12 protein-coding genes are annotated in these 17,295 nt (G+C 64.7%); 8 read left to right on the forward strand and 4 right to left on the reverse strand.

All coding sequences use genetic code 11. From position 1 onward, the window contains the following. Window positions 1–10 precede the first annotated feature (10 nt). Window positions 11–2,656 carry a pyruvate dehydrogenase (acetyl-transferring), homodimeric type gene (gene aceE / locus CAG22_RS12160; protein WP_025337408.1) on the reverse strand — a complete coding sequence of 882 codons (2,646 nt, stop codon included), beginning with the start codon at window positions 2,654–2,656 and terminating at the stop codon, window positions 11–13. A gap of 383 nt (window positions 2,657–3,039) precedes the next feature. On the opposite strand from aceE, the gene glnE reads away from it, so the two are divergent. From glnE to CAG22_RS12200, 8 genes are all read left to right on the forward strand, one after another. Then, window positions 3,040–5,973, forward strand: coding sequence for a bifunctional [glutamate--ammonia ligase]-adenylyl-L-tyrosine phosphorylase/[glutamate--ammonia-ligase] adenylyltransferase (gene glnE, locus CAG22_RS12165; RefSeq protein WP_085664112.1), 2,934 nt, complete (start codon window positions 3,040–3,042; stop codon window positions 5,971–5,973). A gap of 203 nt (window positions 5,974–6,176) precedes the next feature. Continuing rightward, window positions 6,177–7,226, forward strand: a complete 1,050-nt coding sequence (gene waaF / locus CAG22_RS12170) for a lipopolysaccharide heptosyltransferase II (RefSeq protein WP_013970536.1) — start codon at window positions 6,177–6,179, stop codon at window positions 7,224–7,226. Further along, window positions 7,227–8,285 carry a lipopolysaccharide heptosyltransferase I gene (waaC, locus tag CAG22_RS12175; RefSeq protein WP_015268679.1) on the forward strand — a complete coding sequence of 353 codons (1,059 nt, stop codon included), beginning with the start codon at window positions 7,227–7,229 and terminating at the stop codon, window positions 8,283–8,285. Beyond that, a complete protein-coding gene (locus CAG22_RS12180; protein ID WP_013970538.1) occupies window positions 8,285–9,409 on the forward strand; it encodes a glycosyltransferase family 4 protein in 1,125 nt (374 codons plus the stop codon). The genes waaC and CAG22_RS12180 overlap by 1 nt, the downstream gene beginning before the upstream one ends. Next, complete coding sequence (gene rfaP, locus CAG22_RS12185; protein ID WP_025337411.1) at window positions 9,406–10,212, forward strand: lipopolysaccharide core heptose(I) kinase RfaP; 807 nt, start codon at window positions 9,406–9,408, stop codon at window positions 10,210–10,212. Before CAG22_RS12180 ends, rfaP begins: the two co-directional genes overlap by 4 nt. Further along, window positions 10,212–10,946 carry a lipopolysaccharide kinase InaA family protein gene (locus CAG22_RS12190; protein ID WP_085591333.1) on the forward strand — a complete coding sequence of 245 codons (735 nt, stop codon included), beginning with the start codon at window positions 10,212–10,214 and terminating at the stop codon, window positions 10,944–10,946. The genes rfaP and CAG22_RS12190 overlap by 1 nt, the downstream gene beginning before the upstream one ends. Then, window positions 10,943–11,695, forward strand: coding sequence for a lipopolysaccharide kinase InaA family protein (locus CAG22_RS12195; protein WP_025337413.1), 753 nt, complete (start codon window positions 10,943–10,945; stop codon window positions 11,693–11,695). Before CAG22_RS12190 ends, CAG22_RS12195 begins: the two co-directional genes overlap by 4 nt. After that, window positions 11,695–13,137: a lipopolysaccharide kinase InaA family protein gene (locus CAG22_RS12200; protein ID WP_085705534.1), complete on the forward strand. Its 1,443-nt coding sequence runs from the start codon at window positions 11,695–11,697 to the stop codon at window positions 13,135–13,137. Before CAG22_RS12195 ends, CAG22_RS12200 begins: the two co-directional genes overlap by 1 nt. Here CAG22_RS12200 and CAG22_RS12205 read toward each other — a convergent pair. The 3 genes from CAG22_RS12205 to CAG22_RS12215 form a co-directional block, all read right to left on the reverse strand. Further along, window positions 13,098–15,917 carry a dermonecrotic toxin domain-containing protein gene (locus CAG22_RS12205; protein WP_085705535.1) on the reverse strand — a complete coding sequence of 940 codons (2,820 nt, stop codon included), beginning with the start codon at window positions 15,915–15,917 and terminating at the stop codon, window positions 13,098–13,100. The genes CAG22_RS12200 and CAG22_RS12205 overlap by 40 nt on opposite strands. A 66-nt stretch (window positions 15,918–15,983) precedes the next feature. Then, window positions 15,984–16,169 (reverse strand): hypothetical protein, encoded by a 186-nt coding sequence (locus CAG22_RS12210; RefSeq protein ID WP_085705536.1) that lies wholly within the window; start codon window positions 16,167–16,169, stop codon window positions 15,984–15,986. After that, on the reverse strand, window positions 16,166–17,278 hold the full coding sequence (locus CAG22_RS12215; RefSeq protein WP_085705537.1) for a PepSY domain-containing protein: 1,113 nt from the start codon (window positions 17,276–17,278) through the stop codon (window positions 16,166–16,168). Before CAG22_RS12215 ends, CAG22_RS12210 begins: the two co-directional genes overlap by 4 nt. Between the last annotated feature and the right edge of the window lie 17 nt (window positions 17,279–17,295).

The raw sequence follows: 17,295 nt of genomic DNA on the forward strand, positions 1-17,295 counted from the left end.
AAAATACTCCTCAGCAGTCCAGTGGGTTGCGCTTGTCCGGGTCGATACCGAACTTGACGATAGCGTCTGCAACAACCTTTGGTTCGATCTCGCCACGGTCAGCCAGGGCTTCCAGGGCAGCCAGCACCACGAAGTGGCGGTCGACTTCGAAGAAGTGACGCAGCTTCTTGCGGCTGTCGCTGCGACCGTAACCGTCGGTACCCAGGACCTTGAACTCTTTGCTCGGTACCCACTGGCGAATCTGCTCGGCGAACAGCTTCATGTAGTCGGTGGAGGCGATGACCGGGCCCTTGCGACCGTTCAGGCACTGCTCGACGTAAGTCTGCTGTGGCTTCTGGCCAGGCTTCAGGCGGTTGGCGCGTTCCACGGCCAGGCCGTCGCGACGCAGTTCGTTGAAGCTGGTGACGCTCCACACGTCGGCACCGACGTTGAACTCTTCACGCAGGATCTTCGCTGCTTCGCGGACTTCGCGCAGGATGGTGCCGGAGCCCATCAGCTGTACGTGGTGCGCGGCTTCGCGGGTGTCTTCTTCCAGCAGGTACATGCCCTTGATGATGCCTTCCTCGACACCGGCCGGCATGGCTGGCTGCTGGTAGGATTCGTTCATCACGGTGATGTAGTAGAAGATGTCCTGTTGCTCTTCGGTCATCTTCTTCATGCCGTCCTGAATGATCACCGCCAGCTCGTAGCCGTAGGTCGGATCGTAGGTGCGGCAGTTCGGGATGGTGCCCGCCATCATGTGGCTGTGACCGTCTTCGTGCTGCAGGCCTTCACCGTTCAGGGTGGTACGGCCGGCGGTACCGCCGATCAGGAAGCCACGGGTGCGGCTGTCGCCAGCGGCCCAGGCCAGGTCGCCAATACGCTGGAAGCCGAACATCGAGTAGAAGATGTAGAACGGCAGCATCGGCTGGTTGTGGCAGCTGTACGAGGTACCGGCAGCGATGAACGACGACATGGCGCCGGCTTCGTTGATGCCTTCCTCGAGGATCTGGCCCTTCTTGTCTTCGCGGTAGAACATCACCTGGTCTTTATCGACTGGCTCGTAGAGCTGGCCGACCGACGAGTAGATGCCCAGCTGGCGGAACATGCCTTCCATACCGAAGGTACGGGCTTCGTCCGGGATGATCGGGACGATGCGCTGGCCGATTTCCTTGTCCTTGACCAGCTGCGCCAGAATACGCACGAAGGCCATGGTGGTGGAAATTTCGCGGTCGCCCGAGCCGTCCAGGATCGCTTTCAGCGTTTCCAGTGGCGGGGTCGGTACGCTGAAGCTCTTGGCGCGGCGCTGTGGCACGAAACCGCCCAGGGCAGCACGGCGCTCGGCCAGGTACTTGGCTTCGGCAGAACCTTCTTCCGGCTTGAAGAACGGCAGGTTCTCCAGGTCGGCATCCTTGACCGGGATGTCGAAGCGGTCACGGAAGTGACGCAGGCTGTCGACGTCGACCTTCTTGGTGTTGTGCGCGGTGTTCTTGGCTTCGCCGGCACCGGTACCGTAACCCTTGATGGTCTTGGCCAGGATGACGGTAGGCTGGTCCTTGTGGTTGACCGCCTGGTGGTACGCCGCGTAGACCTTGTACGGGTCGTGGCCGCCACGGTTGAGCTTCCAGATCTCTTCGTCGGACAGGTCTTCGACCATGGCCTTGAGCTCTGGGGTGTTGAAGAAGTTCTCACGAACGTACGCGCCGTCTTTGGCTTTGTAGTTCTGGTACTCGCCGTCGATGACTTCGTCCATGCGGCGCTGCAGAGCACCGTTGGTGTCCTTGGCGAACAGTGGGTCCCAGAAACGGCCCCAGACGACCTTGTTGACGTTCCAGCCACCGCCACGGAACACGCCTTCGAGTTCCTGGATGATCTTGCCGTTGCCGCGAACCGGGCCGTCGAGGCGCTGCAGGTTGCAGTTGATGACGAAGATCAGGTTGTCCAGCTTCTCGCGGCCGGCCAGGGCGATTGCGCCCAGGGATTCCGGCTCGTCGCACTCGCCGTCGCCCATGAAGCACCAGACCTTCTGCTTGCCGGCCGGGATGAAGCCACGGGCTTCCAGGTACTTCATGAAGCGTGCCTGGTAGATGGCCTGGATCGGGCCCAGACCCATCGAAACGGTCGGGAACTGCCAGAAGTCAGGCATCAGCCATGGGTGCGGGTACGAAGACAGGCCGTTGCCGTCCACTTCCTGACGGAAGTTGTTCATCTGGTCTTCGTTGATGCGGCCTTCCATGAACGCACGGGCGTAGACGCCTGGCGAAGCGTGGCCCTGGAAGAAGATCAGGTCGCCGCCGTGTTCTTCGGTCGGGGCCTGGAAGAAGTAGTTGAAGCCGATGTCGTACAGGGTGGCGCTGGAGGCGAAGCTGGAGATGTGTCCGCCCAGGTCCGAGTCTTTCAGGTTGGTACGCATGACCATGGCCAGGGCGTTCCAACGCACCATCGAGCGAATGCGGCGTTCCATGAACAGGTCGCCAGGCATGCGTGCTTCGTGGGTGACAGGGATGGTGTTGCGGTATGGCGTGGTGATCGCATACGGCAGCTGGGAGCCACTACGGGTGGCCAGCTCGCCCATACGGGTCATCAGGTAATGAGCGCGGTCTTCGCCTTCTTTGTCGAGGACCGACTCCAGGGCATCCAGCCATTCCTGGGTTTCGATTGGATCGAGGTCTTGCATGGCTTGCTCCAGGGCGGAAAGGCAACCAGAATCGATTGCCTGAGATTGCGACTGGCCTTATGGGCAGACGTCGTGAATTCTTGGATTACCGGGGTGTCCTCCGGCGCCGTGTAGTTTTACTACATTTGCTTTCGCATTTCATGCTTTTACACGACACGAGTAGTAGTAAAACTACATTTGTGCGACGTTTCGTCGCATGCTGGCTTGTGAGGAAAAACGTTCATGTTGGTTGGCATTGTGTCGCGAACGGGTAACTCTTGATGTTTGTTGCCAATTTTTCGTTTCTTTCAGCTATTTCCAACTTTTGTACGACAGTCCAACCGTGGTCCGGCTTCCCCTTGGCCGCTTCTTCCCCTCTATTTCACGCCGATCAAGGATAGACCATGCGCCTACCTTTGCCGTCCGATCTGCCCGCTACCCTGCAGCCGCTGGTCGCGCGCAACCAGCAATTCATCAGCGATGCGGTGGCTGCCCACCCGGAACTCGACCTCCAGGCCTGGAGCCCGCTGCACCGGCAACAGTTCGACCAGGTAGCCGCCGCCAGCGACTTCGTGCTCGGCCTGGTCCGGCGCGAGCCGGCCATGCTGTTCGGCCTGCTGGCCAGTGGCGAGCTGGATCGGCGTTACGCCGCGGGCGAACTGCGCGGGCACATTGCTGCAGCCGCCCAGGCGGCGCAGAGCGAGGACGAGCTGGCGCGCAACCTGCGCCGCGAGCGCAACCGCCAACAGCTGCGCATCATCTGGCGCGACATCACCCGCCAGGCCGCGCTGGGCGAAACCTGCCGCGACCTGTCCGACCTGGCCGACGCCGCCATCGACGAAGCCTACCAATGGCTGTACCCGCGCCACTGCCAGCAATTCGGCACGCCTGTCGGCAACCGCAGCGGCCAGCCGCAGCACATGGTGGTGCTGGGCATGGGCAAGCTGGGCGCGGTGGAGCTGAACCTGTCGTCGGACATCGACCTGATCTTCGCCTTCCCCGAAGGCGGCGAAACCGAAGGGGTGAAGCGCTCGCTGGACAACCAGGAGTTCTTCACCCGCCTGGGCCAGCGCCTGATCAAGGCGCTGGACCCGGTCACCGTCGACGGTTTCGTGTTCCGCGTCGACATGCGCCTGCGCCCGTATGGCTCGGCCGGCGCGCTGGTGCTCAGCTTCAATGCCCTTGAACAGTACTACCAGGACCAGGGCCGTGACTGGGAACGCTACGCGATGATCAAGGCGCGGGTGGTGGCCGGCGACCAGGCGGCCGGCGCGCAGCTGCAGGAGATGCTGCGGCCGTTCGTGTACCGGCGCTACCTGGACTTTTCCGCGATCGAAGCGCTGCGCACCATGAAGCAGCTGATCCAGCAGGAAGTGCGGCGCAAGGGCATGGCCGACAACATCAAGCTGGGTGCCGGTGGCATTCGCGAGGTGGAATTCATCGCCCAGGCCTTCCAGCTGATCCACGGCGGGCGCGACCTCAGCCTGCAACAGCGGCCGCTGCTGAAAGTGCTGGCCACCCTCGAGGGCCAGGGCTACCTGCCGCCAGCCGTGGTCGCCGAGTTGCGCGAGGGTTATGAGTTCCTGCGCTATACCGAACACGCCATCCAGGCCATCGCCGACCGCCAGACGCAGATGCTGCCGGACAGCGAGACCGATAAGGCGCGGGTGGCCTACATGCTCGGTTATGCCGACTGGCAAAGCTTCCATGACCAGCTGACGCACTGGCGTGGCCGCATTGACTGGCACTTCCGCCAGGTGATCGCCGACCCGGATGATGAAGACGGCGAGGGCGAGCTGGTGGTGGGTGGCGAATGGTCGCCGCTGTGGGAGCAGGCGCAGGATGAAGATGCTGCTGGCCGTCAGCTACAGGAGGCCGGTTTCCAGCAGCCCGCAGAAGCCCTGCGGCGCCTGGCCGCGCTGCGCTCCAGCCCGCAGCTGCGTTCGATGCAGCGGATTGGCCGTGAGCGCCTGGACGCCTTTATCCCGCGGTTGCTGGCCCAGGCTGTGGAACATGACAACCCCGACCTGGTGCTCGAGCGCGTGCTGCCGCTGGTCGAGGCGGTGGCACGCCGTTCTGCCTACCTGGTACTGCTCACCGAAAACCCCGGCGCCTTGCGCCGCCTGCTGACCCTGTGTGCCGCCAGCCCGTGGATTGCCGAGCAGATTGCCCGCTACCCGCTGCTGCTCGACGAACTGCTCAATGAAGGCCGCCTGTTCAGCCCGCCACTGGCGCCGGAGCTGGCCAGCGAACTGCGCGAGCGCCTGACGCGCATCCCCGAGGACGACCTGGAACAGCAAATGGAGGCGCTGCGCCACTTCAAGCTGGCCCACAGCCTGCGCGTGGCCGCCTCGGAAATCAGCGGCAACCTGCCGCTGATGAAAGTCAGCGACTACCTGACCTGGCTGGCCGAGGCCATCCTCGACCAGGTACTGGCCCTGGCCTGGCGCCAGACCGTGGCCCGCCACGGCCAGCCCAAGCGCAGCGACGGCAGCCTGTGCGACCCGGGCTTCATCATCATCGGCTACGGCAAGGTAGGTGGCCTGGAGCTGGGTCACGGTTCGGACCTGGACCTGGTATTCATCCATGACGGCGACCCGCAGGCGGAAACCGACGGCGCCAAGCCGATCGACAGTGCGCAGTTCTTCACCCGCCTGGGCCAGCGCATCATTCACCTGCTGACCACCCAGACCAACTCGGGCCAGCTGTATGACGTGGACATGCGCCTGCGCCCGTCAGGGGCCTCGGGCCTGCTGGTGAGTTCGCTGGGAGCGTTCGAGCGCTACCAGCAGAACGAGGCCTGGACCTGGGAGCATCAGGCCCTGGTGCGGGCCCGGGTGCTGGTGGGCTGCAAGCAGGTGGGCACGGCGTTCGAAGGCGTGCGCGCCAAGGTGTTGGGCCAGGCCCGCGACCTGGAAAAACTGCGCAGCGAAGTGAGCGAAATGCGCGCCAAGATGCGCGACAACCTCGGCACCAAGGCCACCGCAGCCGGTACCGCGGCAAACGCCTTCGAGGCCGGTGTGCCGTTCGATATCAAGCAGGATGCCGGCGGTATCGTCGATATCGAATTTATGGTGCAATACGCCGCTTTGGCCTGGTCCCACGACCACCCGGCCATACTCCGATGGACCGATAACATCCGCATTCTGGAAGAGCTGGAGCAGGCGGGTTTGATGCCGGCCAGTGACGCGGTGCTGTTGCGTGAAGTGTACAAGGCGTTCCGCTCGGCCTCGCATCGCCAGGCCCTGCAGAAGCAGGCCGGGGTTATCGATGCGGCGCAGTTTGCCGATGAACGCCGTGAGGTGCGGCGGATCTGGGGTGAATTGGGTTTGACCTGATACCGAGTTGGCTTCATTCGCGGGCATGCCCGCTCCCACAGGGAAAGCGCAGACCTAGAGGACCGTGCAATACCTGTGGGAGCGGGCGTGCCCGCGAATGGGCCATGTGAGTGGTACACTGTCCGCCACATAGCCTGAATATAAAGAGGGGAGGCCAGGCTGTACCGCAGCCTGTAGCCTCCCCGAGCGTTTCTGGACTAAGCATGAGAATACTGATCATTGGCCCCAGCTGGGTCGGCGACATGGTGATGGCGCAGACCCTGTTCCAGTGCCTGAAACAGCAGCACCCCGACTGCGTGATCGATGTGCTGGCCCCCGAGTGGAGCCGGCCGATCCTCGAACGCATGCCCGAGGTCCGTCAGGCCCTGAGCTTCCCGCTCGGCCACGGCGCACTGGAACTGGCCACGCGGCGGCGCATCGGCAAGTCCCTGGCCGGCCAGTACGACCAGGCCATCCTGCTGCCCAACTCGCTCAAGTCGGCGCTGGTGCCGTTCTTTGCCGGTATCCCCAAGCGCACCGGCTGGCGTGGCGAAATGCGCTTCGGCCTGCTCAACGACGTGCGCAAGCTGGACAAGGCCCGCTACCCGCTGATGATCGAGCGCTTCATGGCCCTGGCCTACGCGCCCGGCGCCGAGCTGCCGCAGCCGTACCCGCGCCCCAGCCTGCAGATCGAAGCGCAAAGCCGCGACGCCGCCCTGGCCAAGTTCGGCCTGGAGCTGGACCGCCCGGTGCTGGCGCTGTGCCCCGGTGCCGAGTTCGGCGAGGCCAAGCGCTGGCCTGCCGAGCACTACGCCACCGTGGCCGATGCGATGATCCGCCAGGGCTGGCAGGTGTGGCTGTTCGGCTCGAAGAACGATCACCCGGTTGGTGAGCAGATTCGCGACCGGCTGATCCCGGGCTTGCGTGAAGAATCGTCCAACCTGGCCGGCGAAACCTCGCTTGCCGAGGCTATCGACCTGATGTCCTGCGCCCATGCCGTGGTGTCCAACGACTCGGGCCTGATGCACGTGGCCGCCGCGCTGAACCGCCCGCTGGTGGCGGTGTACGGCTCGACCTCGCCAGGCTTCACCCCGCCGCTGGCCGAGCACGTGGAAGTGGTGCGCACCGGCATCGAGTGCAGCCCGTGCTTCGACCGCACCTGCCGCTTCGGCCACTACAACTGCCTGCGCTTGCTGGAACCGGGTAAAGTCATTGCTGCCCTGCACAGCCTGACCGGGCCGGACCTGATCGATACCGTGGCCGAGGTCGACTAAGTGCGGGTACTGATCATCAAGACTTCGTCGCTGGGTGATGTGATCCACACCTTGCCGGCGCTTACCGATGCCGCCCACGCCATCCCGGGCATCCGCTTCGACTGGGTGGTGGAAGAAGGCTTCGCCGAAATCCCCAGCTGGCACCCGGCGGTCGACCAGGTGATCCCGGTGGCCATTCGCCGCTGGCGCAAGAACCTCTGGCAAACCATCAAGAGCGGCGAGTGGAAGGCGTTCAAGCAACGTGTACGCGAGCGCAAGTACGACCTGGTGATCGACGCCCAGGGCCTGGTCAAATCGGCCTGGCTGACCCGCTACGTGAAGGCGCCGGTGGCTGGCCTGGACCGCTACTCGGCCCGCGAAGGCTGGGCCAGCCGCTTCTATGACCGGCGCCTGTCGGTTGCCACCGGCCAGCACGCGGTGGAGCGGGTACGCCAGCTGTTCGCCATGGCCCTGGCCTACGACCTGCCGGAAGGCATCGGCAACTACGGCCTCGACCTCGAGCGCCTGCAACTGCCGCCGGCCGCCCCCTATGTGGTGTTCCTGCATGGCACCACCTGGGCGACCAAGCACTGGCCCGAAGCCTACTGGCGCGAACTGGCCGAGCGCATGGGCCGGCGCAAGCTGGAAGTGCGCCTGCCGTGGGGCAACCCGGCCGAGAAGGCGCGGGCCGAGCGCATCGCCCAGGGCTTGAACAACTGCCAGGTGCTCCCCAAATTGAACCTTGCCGGCGTCGCACGCGTGTTGGCGGCGGCAAAAGCCTGCGTGGCGGTCGATACCGGCCTCGGCCACCTGGCGGCGGCACTCGATGTGCCCACCATTTCGCTGTTCGGCCCGACCAACCCGGGCCTGACCGGCGCCTACGGACGGACCCAGATTCACCAGGCCAGTGACTGGCCCTGCGCGCCCTGCCTGCAGAAAAAGTGCACCTACAAACCGAGCGCCGATGACCTGCGCCGGTTCGATCTGAAACGCGAGTGGCCATTGTGCTTCACTCGCCTGAATCCCGAGCATGTGGCGAGCCGCTTGAGCGCGTTGCTGCTGGCTGAGGATGTCCGTTGATGCAACTGGCTTTCGTGCTTTACAAATATTTCCCCTTCGGCGGGCTGCAGCGCGACTTCATGCGCATTGCCCTGGAATGCCAGAAGCGGGGCCACCAGATCCGTGTGTACACGTTGATCTGGGAGGGTGACATTCCGCCGGGCTTCGAAGTGCTGGTGGCGCCGGTGAAGGCGATTTTCAACCACCGCCGCAACGAGAAGCTCAGCGCCTGGATGGCCGCCGACCTGGCCAAGCGCCCGGTCGACCGCCTGATCGGTTTCAACAAGATGCCTGGGCTGGATGTGTACTACGCCGCCGACGGCTGCTTCGAGGACAAGGCGCAGACCCTGCGTGGCGGCCTGTACCGCCGCTGGGGCCGCTACCGGCACTTTGCCGAGTACGAACGTGCGGTGTTCGCCAAGGACGCCCATACCGAAGTGCTGATGATTTCCGAAGTGCAGCAGCCGCTGTTCATCAAGCACTACGGCACCCCGGTGGAGCGTTTCCACCTGCTGCCGCCGGGCATTTCCCAGGACCGCCGCGCGCCGGCCAACGCTGGCGAAATCCGCGCCGAGTTCCGCAAGGAATTCAACCTGGGCGATGACGACCTGCTGCTGGTGCAGATTGGCTCGGGCTTCAAGACCAAGGGCGTTGACCGCAGCCTCAAGGCCCTGGCCGCGCTGCCGTCGGCCCTGCGCAAGCGCACCAGGCTGATGGTGATCGGCCAGGATGACCCCAAGGTGTTCCAGCTGCAAAGCGCTACCTTGGGCCTGGGCGAGCAGGTGCAGTTCCTCAAGGGCCGCAGCGACATCCCGCGTTTCCTGCTGGGCGCCGACCTGCTGATCCACCCGGCGTACAACGAGAACACCGGCACGGTGCTGCTCGAGGCGCTGGTGGCCGGCCTGCCGGTGCTGGTGTCCAAGGTGTGCGGCTACGCCCACTACATTGCCGAGGCCGACAGCGGCCTGGTGCTGGACGAGCCGTTCGAGCAGGAACAGCTCAATGGTTACCTGCAGCGCATGCTCGAAGACCAACAGGCCCGCGCCAGCTGGTCGCGCAACGGCCTGGCGTTTGCTGAGACCGCCGATCTGTACAGCATGCCGCAGCATGCCGCCGACGTGATCCTGGGGCAGGAGTCCGCATGAAGCTGATACTGGCCGAACCGTTCAAGCGCCTGTGGGCCGGGCGTGATGCCTTCGATGCCGTGGAGGCGCTGCAAGGCGAGGTCTATCGCGAACTGGAAGGGCGCCGCACGCTGCGCACCGAGGTCGCTGGCGAGGGCTTCTTCGTCAAGATCCACCGCGGCATCGGCTGGGGCGAGATCTTCAAGAACCTGCTTACCGCCAAGCTGCCGGTGCTTGGCGCCGGCCAGGAATGGCAGGCCATCCAGCGCCTGCACCAGGTTGGCGTGCCGACCATGACTGCCGTCGCCTATGGCGAGCGTGGCAGCAACCCGGCCGCGCAGCATTCGTTCATCATCACCGAAGAACTGGCGCCGACCATCAGCCTGGAAGACTTCAGCATCGACTGGGTCAGGCAGCCGCCCGAGCCGCGCCTGAAGCGCGCGCTGATCGCCGAAGTGGCGAAGATGACCGGCGGCATGCACCGCGCCGGGGTCAACCACCGCGACTGCTACATCTGCCACTTCCTGCTGCACACCGACCGCCCGGTGACGGCGGACGACTTCAAACTGTCGGTGATCGACCTGCACCGCGCGCAGACCCGGGCGAAAATCAGCCGACGCTGGCGCGACAAGGACCTGGCCGCGCTGTACTTCTCGGCGCTGGACATCGGCCTGACCCAGCGCGACAAGCTGCGCTTCCTGCGCGGTTACTTCCAGCGGCCGCTGCGGCAGGTCCTGAAGGATGAAGCCGCGCTGCTCGCCTGGCTGGAGCGCAAGGCGCAGAAACTCTATGACCGCAAGCAACGTTATGGGGATGCACTCTGATGGCGGGGTGGACACTGGCGCCAGGCTATGAACACCTGGCGGCGGACTTCGGCAGCCTGGAAGCGGTATTTGCCCTGCAAGGCGAGCGCCTGACCCGCGACCCGATCAGCGAGGTGGTGCGTATCGAGCGTGACGGGGTCAATTACTACGTCAAGCGCTACACCGGGGCAGGCAAGCACATGCGCCGTTACCTGGGCCGGCCGCGGATCAAGGCCGAATGGCAGAACCTCAAGCAGTTCGACAAGTGGGGCATCCCCACTGCCGAAGTGGTGGCCTGGGGCCTGGAGCGCAATGGCCTGGCCTTTGGCCGGGGGGCCATGATCACCCGCGAACTGCCGCGCACCGAAGACCTGTCGGCGCTGGCCGAGCGCAACGATGCACGCCTGGCCGATCGCGCCTGGGTCGGGCATGTCAGCAGCCAGCTGGCGCGCCACACCCGGGTCATGCACCAGCACCACTTCGCCCACAACGACCTGAAATGGCGCAACCTGCTGGTCGACGACCAGGGCACGCTATTCTTCATCGACTGCCCCACCGGCGATTTCTGGCGCGGCTTCATGTGGCGGCACCGGATGATCAAGGACTTGGCGTGTCTGGACAAAGTGGCCAAATACCACCTGTCGGCAACCCAGCGCCTGCGTTTCTACCTGCAATACCGTGGCCGCGACCGGCTGAATGCGCGTGACAAGAAGCGCATTCGCCAGGTGGTGAGCTTTTTCGAGGGAAGGGAATGACCGATTACCTGGCCAGCGCGGACCTCGCGCTGCTCAAACGCCATGGCCTGGACGACTTCGAGGCGCTGTGGGCGCTGCAACTGGATGCCGTGGACGAACCGAACACCGGCCGCGGTGGCTGGAGCAGCGTGTTCCGCCTGGAGCTCGAAGGCAAGGGCTACTACCTCAAGCGCCAGAGCGACTACCTGACCCGTACCCTGCACCGGCCATTCGGCGAGCCGACCTTCGCCCGCGAATTCCGCAACATCAGCCGTTACCAGAAGCTGCAGATTCCGGCCTTGCAGGCGGTGTTCTATGGCGAGCGCAAGAAAGGCGGCACGCACCGGGCGATCCTGATGACTCGCGCCCTGGACGAATGGGCCGACCTCGACAGCCTGCTGGCCCAGTGGCCACAACTGAGCGATGCTGAACGCAATGGCGTCCTGCAGGCCTGCGGCCAGCTGGCGCGCACCCTGCACAGCGCCGGCCAGGTGCATGGTTGCTTCTACCCCAAGCACATCTTCCTGCGCCAGCGCCGCGAAGGCTGGGACGCGCAACTGATCGACCTGGAGAAGACCCGCCCCCTGCTGTTCGGCATGCGTGACCGTCTCAAGGACCTGGAGCCGCTGCTGCGTCGTGCCCCGGTCTGGAGCGAGCGTGATGTACGTACCTTGCTGGCCAGCTACCTGGCGCAGCCTGCCGATGGCACGCTGGTCGATACCTGGCTGCAACGCCTGACGCAACGCCGTCGTGAAAAAGAGGCCCGCTGATGCGTTTGTCTGAATTGAAAGAGGCCGGGCGCAGCCCCTCGTTGCCCCTGAGCATCACCCTGGCCGATGCTGCCGGCACGGCCGACCTGCAATTGCTCAGCCTGCTGCGCGTGCTGCCGGGCCAGCGCTATGTGGGCGCCGGCGTGTGGCGCGGTACCCCGGTGCTTGCCAAGCTGCTGGTCGGTGGTAACGCTGCACGGCATTTCCAGCGCGAACTGCAAGGCGTGAAGCTGCTGGCCGAGCAGGGCCTGACCACGCCGAAGCTGCTGGCCGACGGCCTCAAGGAAGGCGAGGGCGGCTGGCTGCTGTTCGAATTCCTCGACGGCGCCGAAAGCCTGGCCGATGCCTGGGCGGCAGTGGAGAGCTTGCCGGTACTGGCCGACGAGCAGCACCTGGTGCTGGGCGAGGCGCTCACCGCAGTGGCGCACATGCACGCCCGGGGCCTGTGGCAGGAAGACCTGCACCTGGACAACCTGCTGCGCCACGGCGGCAAGCTGTACCTGATCGACGGCGCCGGCATCAAGGCCGAAACGCCTGGCCAGCAGCTGTCGCGCCCACGTGTGCTGGAAAACCTGGGGGTGTTCTTCGCCCAGCTACCCAAGCGCCTGGAGCCGTTCATCGAAGAACTGCTGGTGCACTACCTGCTGGCCAACGCCGAGCATGCGCTGCCGCTGGAAGCCTTGCAGAAGCAGGTGGACAAGGTGCGCAGCTGGCGCCAGAAGGATTACCTGGAAAAGGCTGGTCGTGAATGCAGCCTGTTCAGTGTCGAGCGCAGCCTTTCGGGCTTGCGGGCAGTCCGCCGCGACGAGGCCGAAGCCATGTTGCCGGTGCTGGAGCAGGCCGACGCGTTGATCGACCAGGGCCACCTGTACAAGACCGGTGGTGCGGCCAGCGTGGCGCGCATCGAGGTTGGCGGCCGCACGCTGGTGCTCAAACGCTACAACATCAAGAACACCGCGCACTGGTTCAAGCGCTTCTGGCGCCCGAGCCGGGCCTGGCATTCCTGGATCGAAGGCCACCGCCTGGAATTCCTCGACATTGCCACGCCGCGTCCACTCGCGGTGCTGGAACAGCGGGTGATGGGGCTGCGAAGCCGTGCCTACCTGGTCACCGAGTATATCGATGGCCCAGACCTGGCCGAATGCTTCGCGCCCTACGTGGATAACGGCGATGCGCCCGAGGAGCAGGTGGATGCCCTGGTGCATGTGATGCAGCAGCTGATTCGCGAGCGTATCAGCCATGGTGACTTCAAGGGCCACAACCTGTTCTGGCACAACGGCCAGTGGTCGCTGATCGACCTCGACGCCATGTGCCAGCACGCCACCCAGCTCAGCTTCGCCCCGGCCTACGCCCGTGATCGGGCGCGGCTGCTGCGCAACTGGCCGAGTGGCAGTGCCTTGCATCAGCGGCTGGACCGGCTGCTGCCCAAGCTGGCCGAGTAATCCGCCGGCAGTGCCAGCCAGTCGCTGCTGCGGCCTGGCTGGCGCACGCGAATACGCCATTGGCCGCCCTGTTGGCGCAGTACTGCCCAGGCGTGGACTGCGCCCAGTGCCTTCTCGGGCAGCAGCAGATGGTAATGCCCGGCGAGCAGGTGCCGACGAACCGGCAACTGCTGGTCACCCAGCTGCAGATAGAGTTGCCCCCCGGCGTCGTGCAGGTCGGCTTCCCCTGCCACCGGTTCGCCCTCGAGCGGCGGTTGCAGGCGTACCTCTTCCAACAGCTGGGCTACGTCAGGTAGCCCGTCATGCCATAGCACGATGGAATCGACCACCCAATTGCCATTGCGCAGCCGTTTGATCGGCAGCTGCGCGTAGGCATCCGGCTGCCTGGGGTCGAGCACCCGCCAGCGATAGCCGTCGAAGTGGACGTTGTACAACCGCCCTTGGCTGTCCTTGACGAAGTAACGGTCCGGGCCTGGCACGCTGTTGATCTGTTCGTACACTTCCTCGCCATGAACCCCGTCGATCCGGTAGCGCAGCTTGCTCACGTCCACGGCCGCTTCGTGGGTTTTCGGCAGTGGGCGCGGGGGTTGCGGTGGCAGGCCGCGCATCGCCCTGCGCATGAGGGGCGAGCCAGCGAAACTGGACAACCCGTCGGCGCTGTGGCTCAAAGCGGCCATGGCGTGGTGGAAGGTTGCTGCGTAATCCTCTTTTTCCAGGGCTTCGAAGCCGTCCCACAGCGAAATCGACATACGGCCGAAGGCCAGGGCTGACATTGTCGGGGCCGGTAGCACGAGGCTGATCATGTCGAGAACCAGGCGCAGCGTCGACAGCCCGTACTCGCCGAGCAGCTCGCGGTTGCTGCGGCTGTTGGTATCGGCCTCGGCGATCATGGCGTGGACCTGGGCCTTGTAAAGGGCATCGAAGAGGTTGCCGTTGATCATTGGCCTTTGCACATATGGCCCGAGGCGGCCCTTGCGCACCAATTTGTCGAGCCGCTTGCCATCAGCCAGAGGCGCGCGCTGGATCAGGTACTTTCGCAAGGACGGCGTGCTGCGAAGGGTTCTGAGCAGCGCCCGGGTATCGGGGTATTCACGCCATGCGCGCCGGTCGGGTGCGTCCGGCGTATACAGCACCAGCGACGGGTGGTTGTCGCTTTCGGCGTTGAGCAGCAGCACCCCTTGCAGCGTGTGCCCGTCGATGATCAGCTGGCGCACCGCGATACGATGCTCATCGATGGTAGGGCGCCAATTGTTGTCGGGGTGGTCGGTGACGGCTTTGACCCAGCGATAGCCTCGCTCGTGGGTATCGTTCAGAAAGTGCCTGGCATAGCGGGCCTTGGCCGCCTCGGCGCGCATGCGGGCGCGGTTCATGTTGCCGTGGCATTGCATGCGCCAGCGCGCACCGGGAGACTCCAGCAGGTGGGTTCGCAGGTAGCGGATGTAGCCACTGCCGGCGTCAAGCTCGCGCACCAGGCGCTTTACCCCTTCCGCGGATATCGATTCCAGCGTGGAACCGTCTTCGTGGTGTATTCGGGCAGTCAGCCAGTAATCGACGTCGAACCAGCCGATGTTCAGCAGGGCCAGCTCGTCCAGGCGGTAGGTGGTGGTTACCAGCTCGATGGTGCCACCGACATGGCGACGGTTGGCAACGGCCACGTAACCCGAAGGTGCCAGCGGGTTGATCAGCGGGCCGGTGCGGTGTGCAAGCGTGACGGTTATGCAGACTTTTTCGGCAGGCAAGTCGATGGAGAATTCGCGCCGCAGCGCCTTGCCAAGGCGTTCACGCACCCATGCCAGCAGGTGGTGGCGATTGCCGAACGCCTCCAGGGTCAAAAGGCCGGGTGCAGCAGCCTGGGTGATGGCCCCGGCGAGCTCCTGGATCGTTTGCATGATGTGCGTCAGGCTTTGCGTGGAGCTCTGGCGCAGCCAAGCGGGAAGGTGTTTTTCCAGCAGCAGCGCATAACGGGTGGACAACGCATATTGGCTGCCCATGAGAGCGGTCAGTGACCCCTGTTTGGACAGGGTGCTTTTCAGTGCCGGCAGATCCGGGTTCTGGTCAAGCGCCCAGGCGGCGTGCCAGGCGATGGTGAGCCGTTGATGCTGCGCGTCGATCACGTCAGTGGCCTGTTGCTCGACCAGGTCGCCGGTAAACCACTCGTAGCGCAGCCGGTCGGCACACCGGACCAGTTGCTGGTCCTGCAGGCGGGGTAGCAGTTGCAGCATTGGCCGGCTTTGCATGGGGTCGTCCAGGCGCTCGCACAGCTCCCTGTGCAGTTCGGCCAGGTTGGCGAAGCCTTCAACGCCATGAGAAACGCTGCACAGCAGTGCCTGGCCTGTGGCTGTTGCGGGCTCGGCAATGGCCCCTTCCGGTGCTTCTGCCACCAGTACCAGCACGCCGGGTAACGGCAACCGGCCATGGGGGCTTGAACGGTTGAATACCGGCCGATAAACCTGCGCCCGGTGGGTGTCTGGCAGGTGGTTGCGCTGCCAGGGTAGCGGCAGCTCCAGGGAGGTGCGCAGCAGGCTGATGTGGCTGTAGTCCAGGGTCTGGTCGGCGAGGCGCAGTTCCAGTTCGGCCAGAAGTTGCTCATGACGCAGTTCGCGCAGTTGCCGGACGCGACTGTGGCCTGCTTCGACAGGGTCGTTCCAGAACGCTGCCAGGTCACCGAAAAAACGCTGACGCATGGCGGCCGGTTCCGTTTCGCCCGCCAGTTCGGGTTTGCCTTGCTCAAGGGCGATGAGTTGTTGATCGAGCGCTTCGAGGCGCTGCAAAGGTGTCATGGTATGGCTCCTTGGAAAATGGGAGCCAACCATGTCGCGGCAAAAGAGGGTGCGGGTATTACCCGGTTACTGCCGTGGACGAGGGTAGAAACCTTGCAGGCCGAGAGCCGCCGACACCCCCAGGCCGAGCCAGGCCAGGCTGTCCCAGACCCCGTCCCCCAGCAAGGCGGCAAACAGCCCCACGGCAGTGAGCAGGGCCATGACCATTGGCCAGACGAAGATGCGCCAGGTCGGCTGTGACTTGTGGCTCATGCCCGCGCCTCCCGCTTCGTGCGTTGTTTGCCCCACCACAGGTACAAGCCGCTGCCGAGGACGATGATGGTCAGCACATCGAGTAGCGCCCACAGGACTTGCATTGGCCGGCCGCCGTAGTCGCCGAAGTGCAGTGGTTGCGACAGGCCCATGGCATCCATGTACCAGGGGCGTTCGCCGACGGCGGTCACCGTTAGTGTTCGCGCATCGATCAGCACGGGCGTGAGTAGGTGCGAGGTCAGGTGCGTGGCGCCCTTCATGAACACCGCATAGTGGTGCTCACTGGAAAAGCGTGTGCCGGGGAAGGCGATGAAGTCCGGGCGCATGCCGGGGGTGGCCTGTTCGGCGATGGTCAGCAGGTGGGTGGCCGGGGCGCGTTCGGTGAGCGGTGGGGCATCACGGTATGGGGCAACCATGGCGGCCAGGCTGTCGTTGCGCCAGGCGGCGATGACCAGGTCCGACAGCGCGCTGATGACACCGGTCACGCCTACCGTCAGTGCCCAGGCCAAGGTGACCACGCCGACCAGGTTGTGCAGGTCGAGCCAGCGCAGGCGACGGGATTTGCCGTGGCGCACCGTGCCGAAGTCCAGACGGCGCATGAACGGTGCATAGAGCACGGTGCCGGAGATGATCGCCACGACGAACAGCACGCCCATGAAGGCCAGCAGCAGCTTGCCGGGCAGGCCGGCGAACATGTCCACGTGCAGGCGCAGCATGGTCATCATGAAGCCGCCGTTGGCGGCCGGCATGGCCACGGCTTCACCGGTGCGGGCGTCGAGCATGAAGGTGTGCGACGAATTGGGTTCGGTGCCGGCGGTGGCGGCGGTTATGGCCACTACGCCGTTGGCTTCGTCCTCGTCGTAGCCGAAGTACTGCATGACCTCGCCGGGTCGGTGCTGCTCGGCCTTGATCACCAACTGCTGCAGGTCGAGGTGTGGTGTATCGGCTGGCATTTCCCGCAGTTCGGGGGCGTCGCCGAGCAGGTGTTCGAGTTCGTGGTGGAAGATCAGCGGCAGGCCGGTGACTGCCAGCAACAGCAGGAACAGGGTGCAGACCAGGCTGCTCCAGGTGTGGATTACCGACCAGCGGCGGATGGTTGGGCTTTTCATCACGGTACCGATTTTTG

The organism is Pseudomonas sp. B8(2017) (assembly GCF_002113575.1).
In the GTDB taxonomy this organism is placed as follows: Bacteria; Pseudomonadota; Gammaproteobacteria; order Pseudomonadales; family Pseudomonadaceae; genus Aquipseudomonas; species Aquipseudomonas putida_Z.

Coding starts and splice junctions, on each gene's coding strand:
- CAG22_RS12190 (WP_085591333.1), top strand. CDS start 10,212: ATGGCGGGGTGGACACTGGCGCCAGGCTATGAACACCTGGCGGCGGAC.
- CAG22_RS12180 (WP_013970538.1), top strand. CDS start 8,285: ATGCAACTGGCTTTCGTGCTTTACAAATATTTCCCCTTCGGCGGGCTG.
- CAG22_RS12210 (WP_085705536.1), bottom strand. CDS start 16,169: ATGAGCCACAAGTCACAGCCGACCTGGCGCATCTTCGTCTGGCCAATG.
- glnE (WP_085664112.1), top strand. CDS start 3,040: ATGCGCCTACCTTTGCCGTCCGATCTGCCCGCTACCCTGCAGCCGCTG.
- CAG22_RS12200 (WP_085705534.1), top strand. CDS start 11,695: ATGCGTTTGTCTGAATTGAAAGAGGCCGGGCGCAGCCCCTCGTTGCCC.
- aceE (WP_025337408.1), bottom strand. CDS start 2,656: ATGCAAGACCTCGATCCAATCGAAACCCAGGAATGGCTGGATGCCCTG.
- waaF (WP_013970536.1), top strand. CDS start 6,177: ATGAGAATACTGATCATTGGCCCCAGCTGGGTCGGCGACATGGTGATG.
- CAG22_RS12205 (WP_085705535.1), bottom strand. CDS start 15,917: ATGACACCTTTGCAGCGCCTCGAAGCGCTCGATCAACAACTCATCGCC.
- rfaP (WP_025337411.1), top strand. CDS start 9,406: ATGAAGCTGATACTGGCCGAACCGTTCAAGCGCCTGTGGGCCGGGCGT.
- CAG22_RS12215 (WP_085705537.1), bottom strand. CDS start 17,278: ATGAAAAGCCCAACCATCCGCCGCTGGTCGGTAATCCACACCTGGAGC.
- CAG22_RS12195 (WP_025337413.1), top strand. CDS start 10,943: ATGACCGATTACCTGGCCAGCGCGGACCTCGCGCTGCTCAAACGCCAT.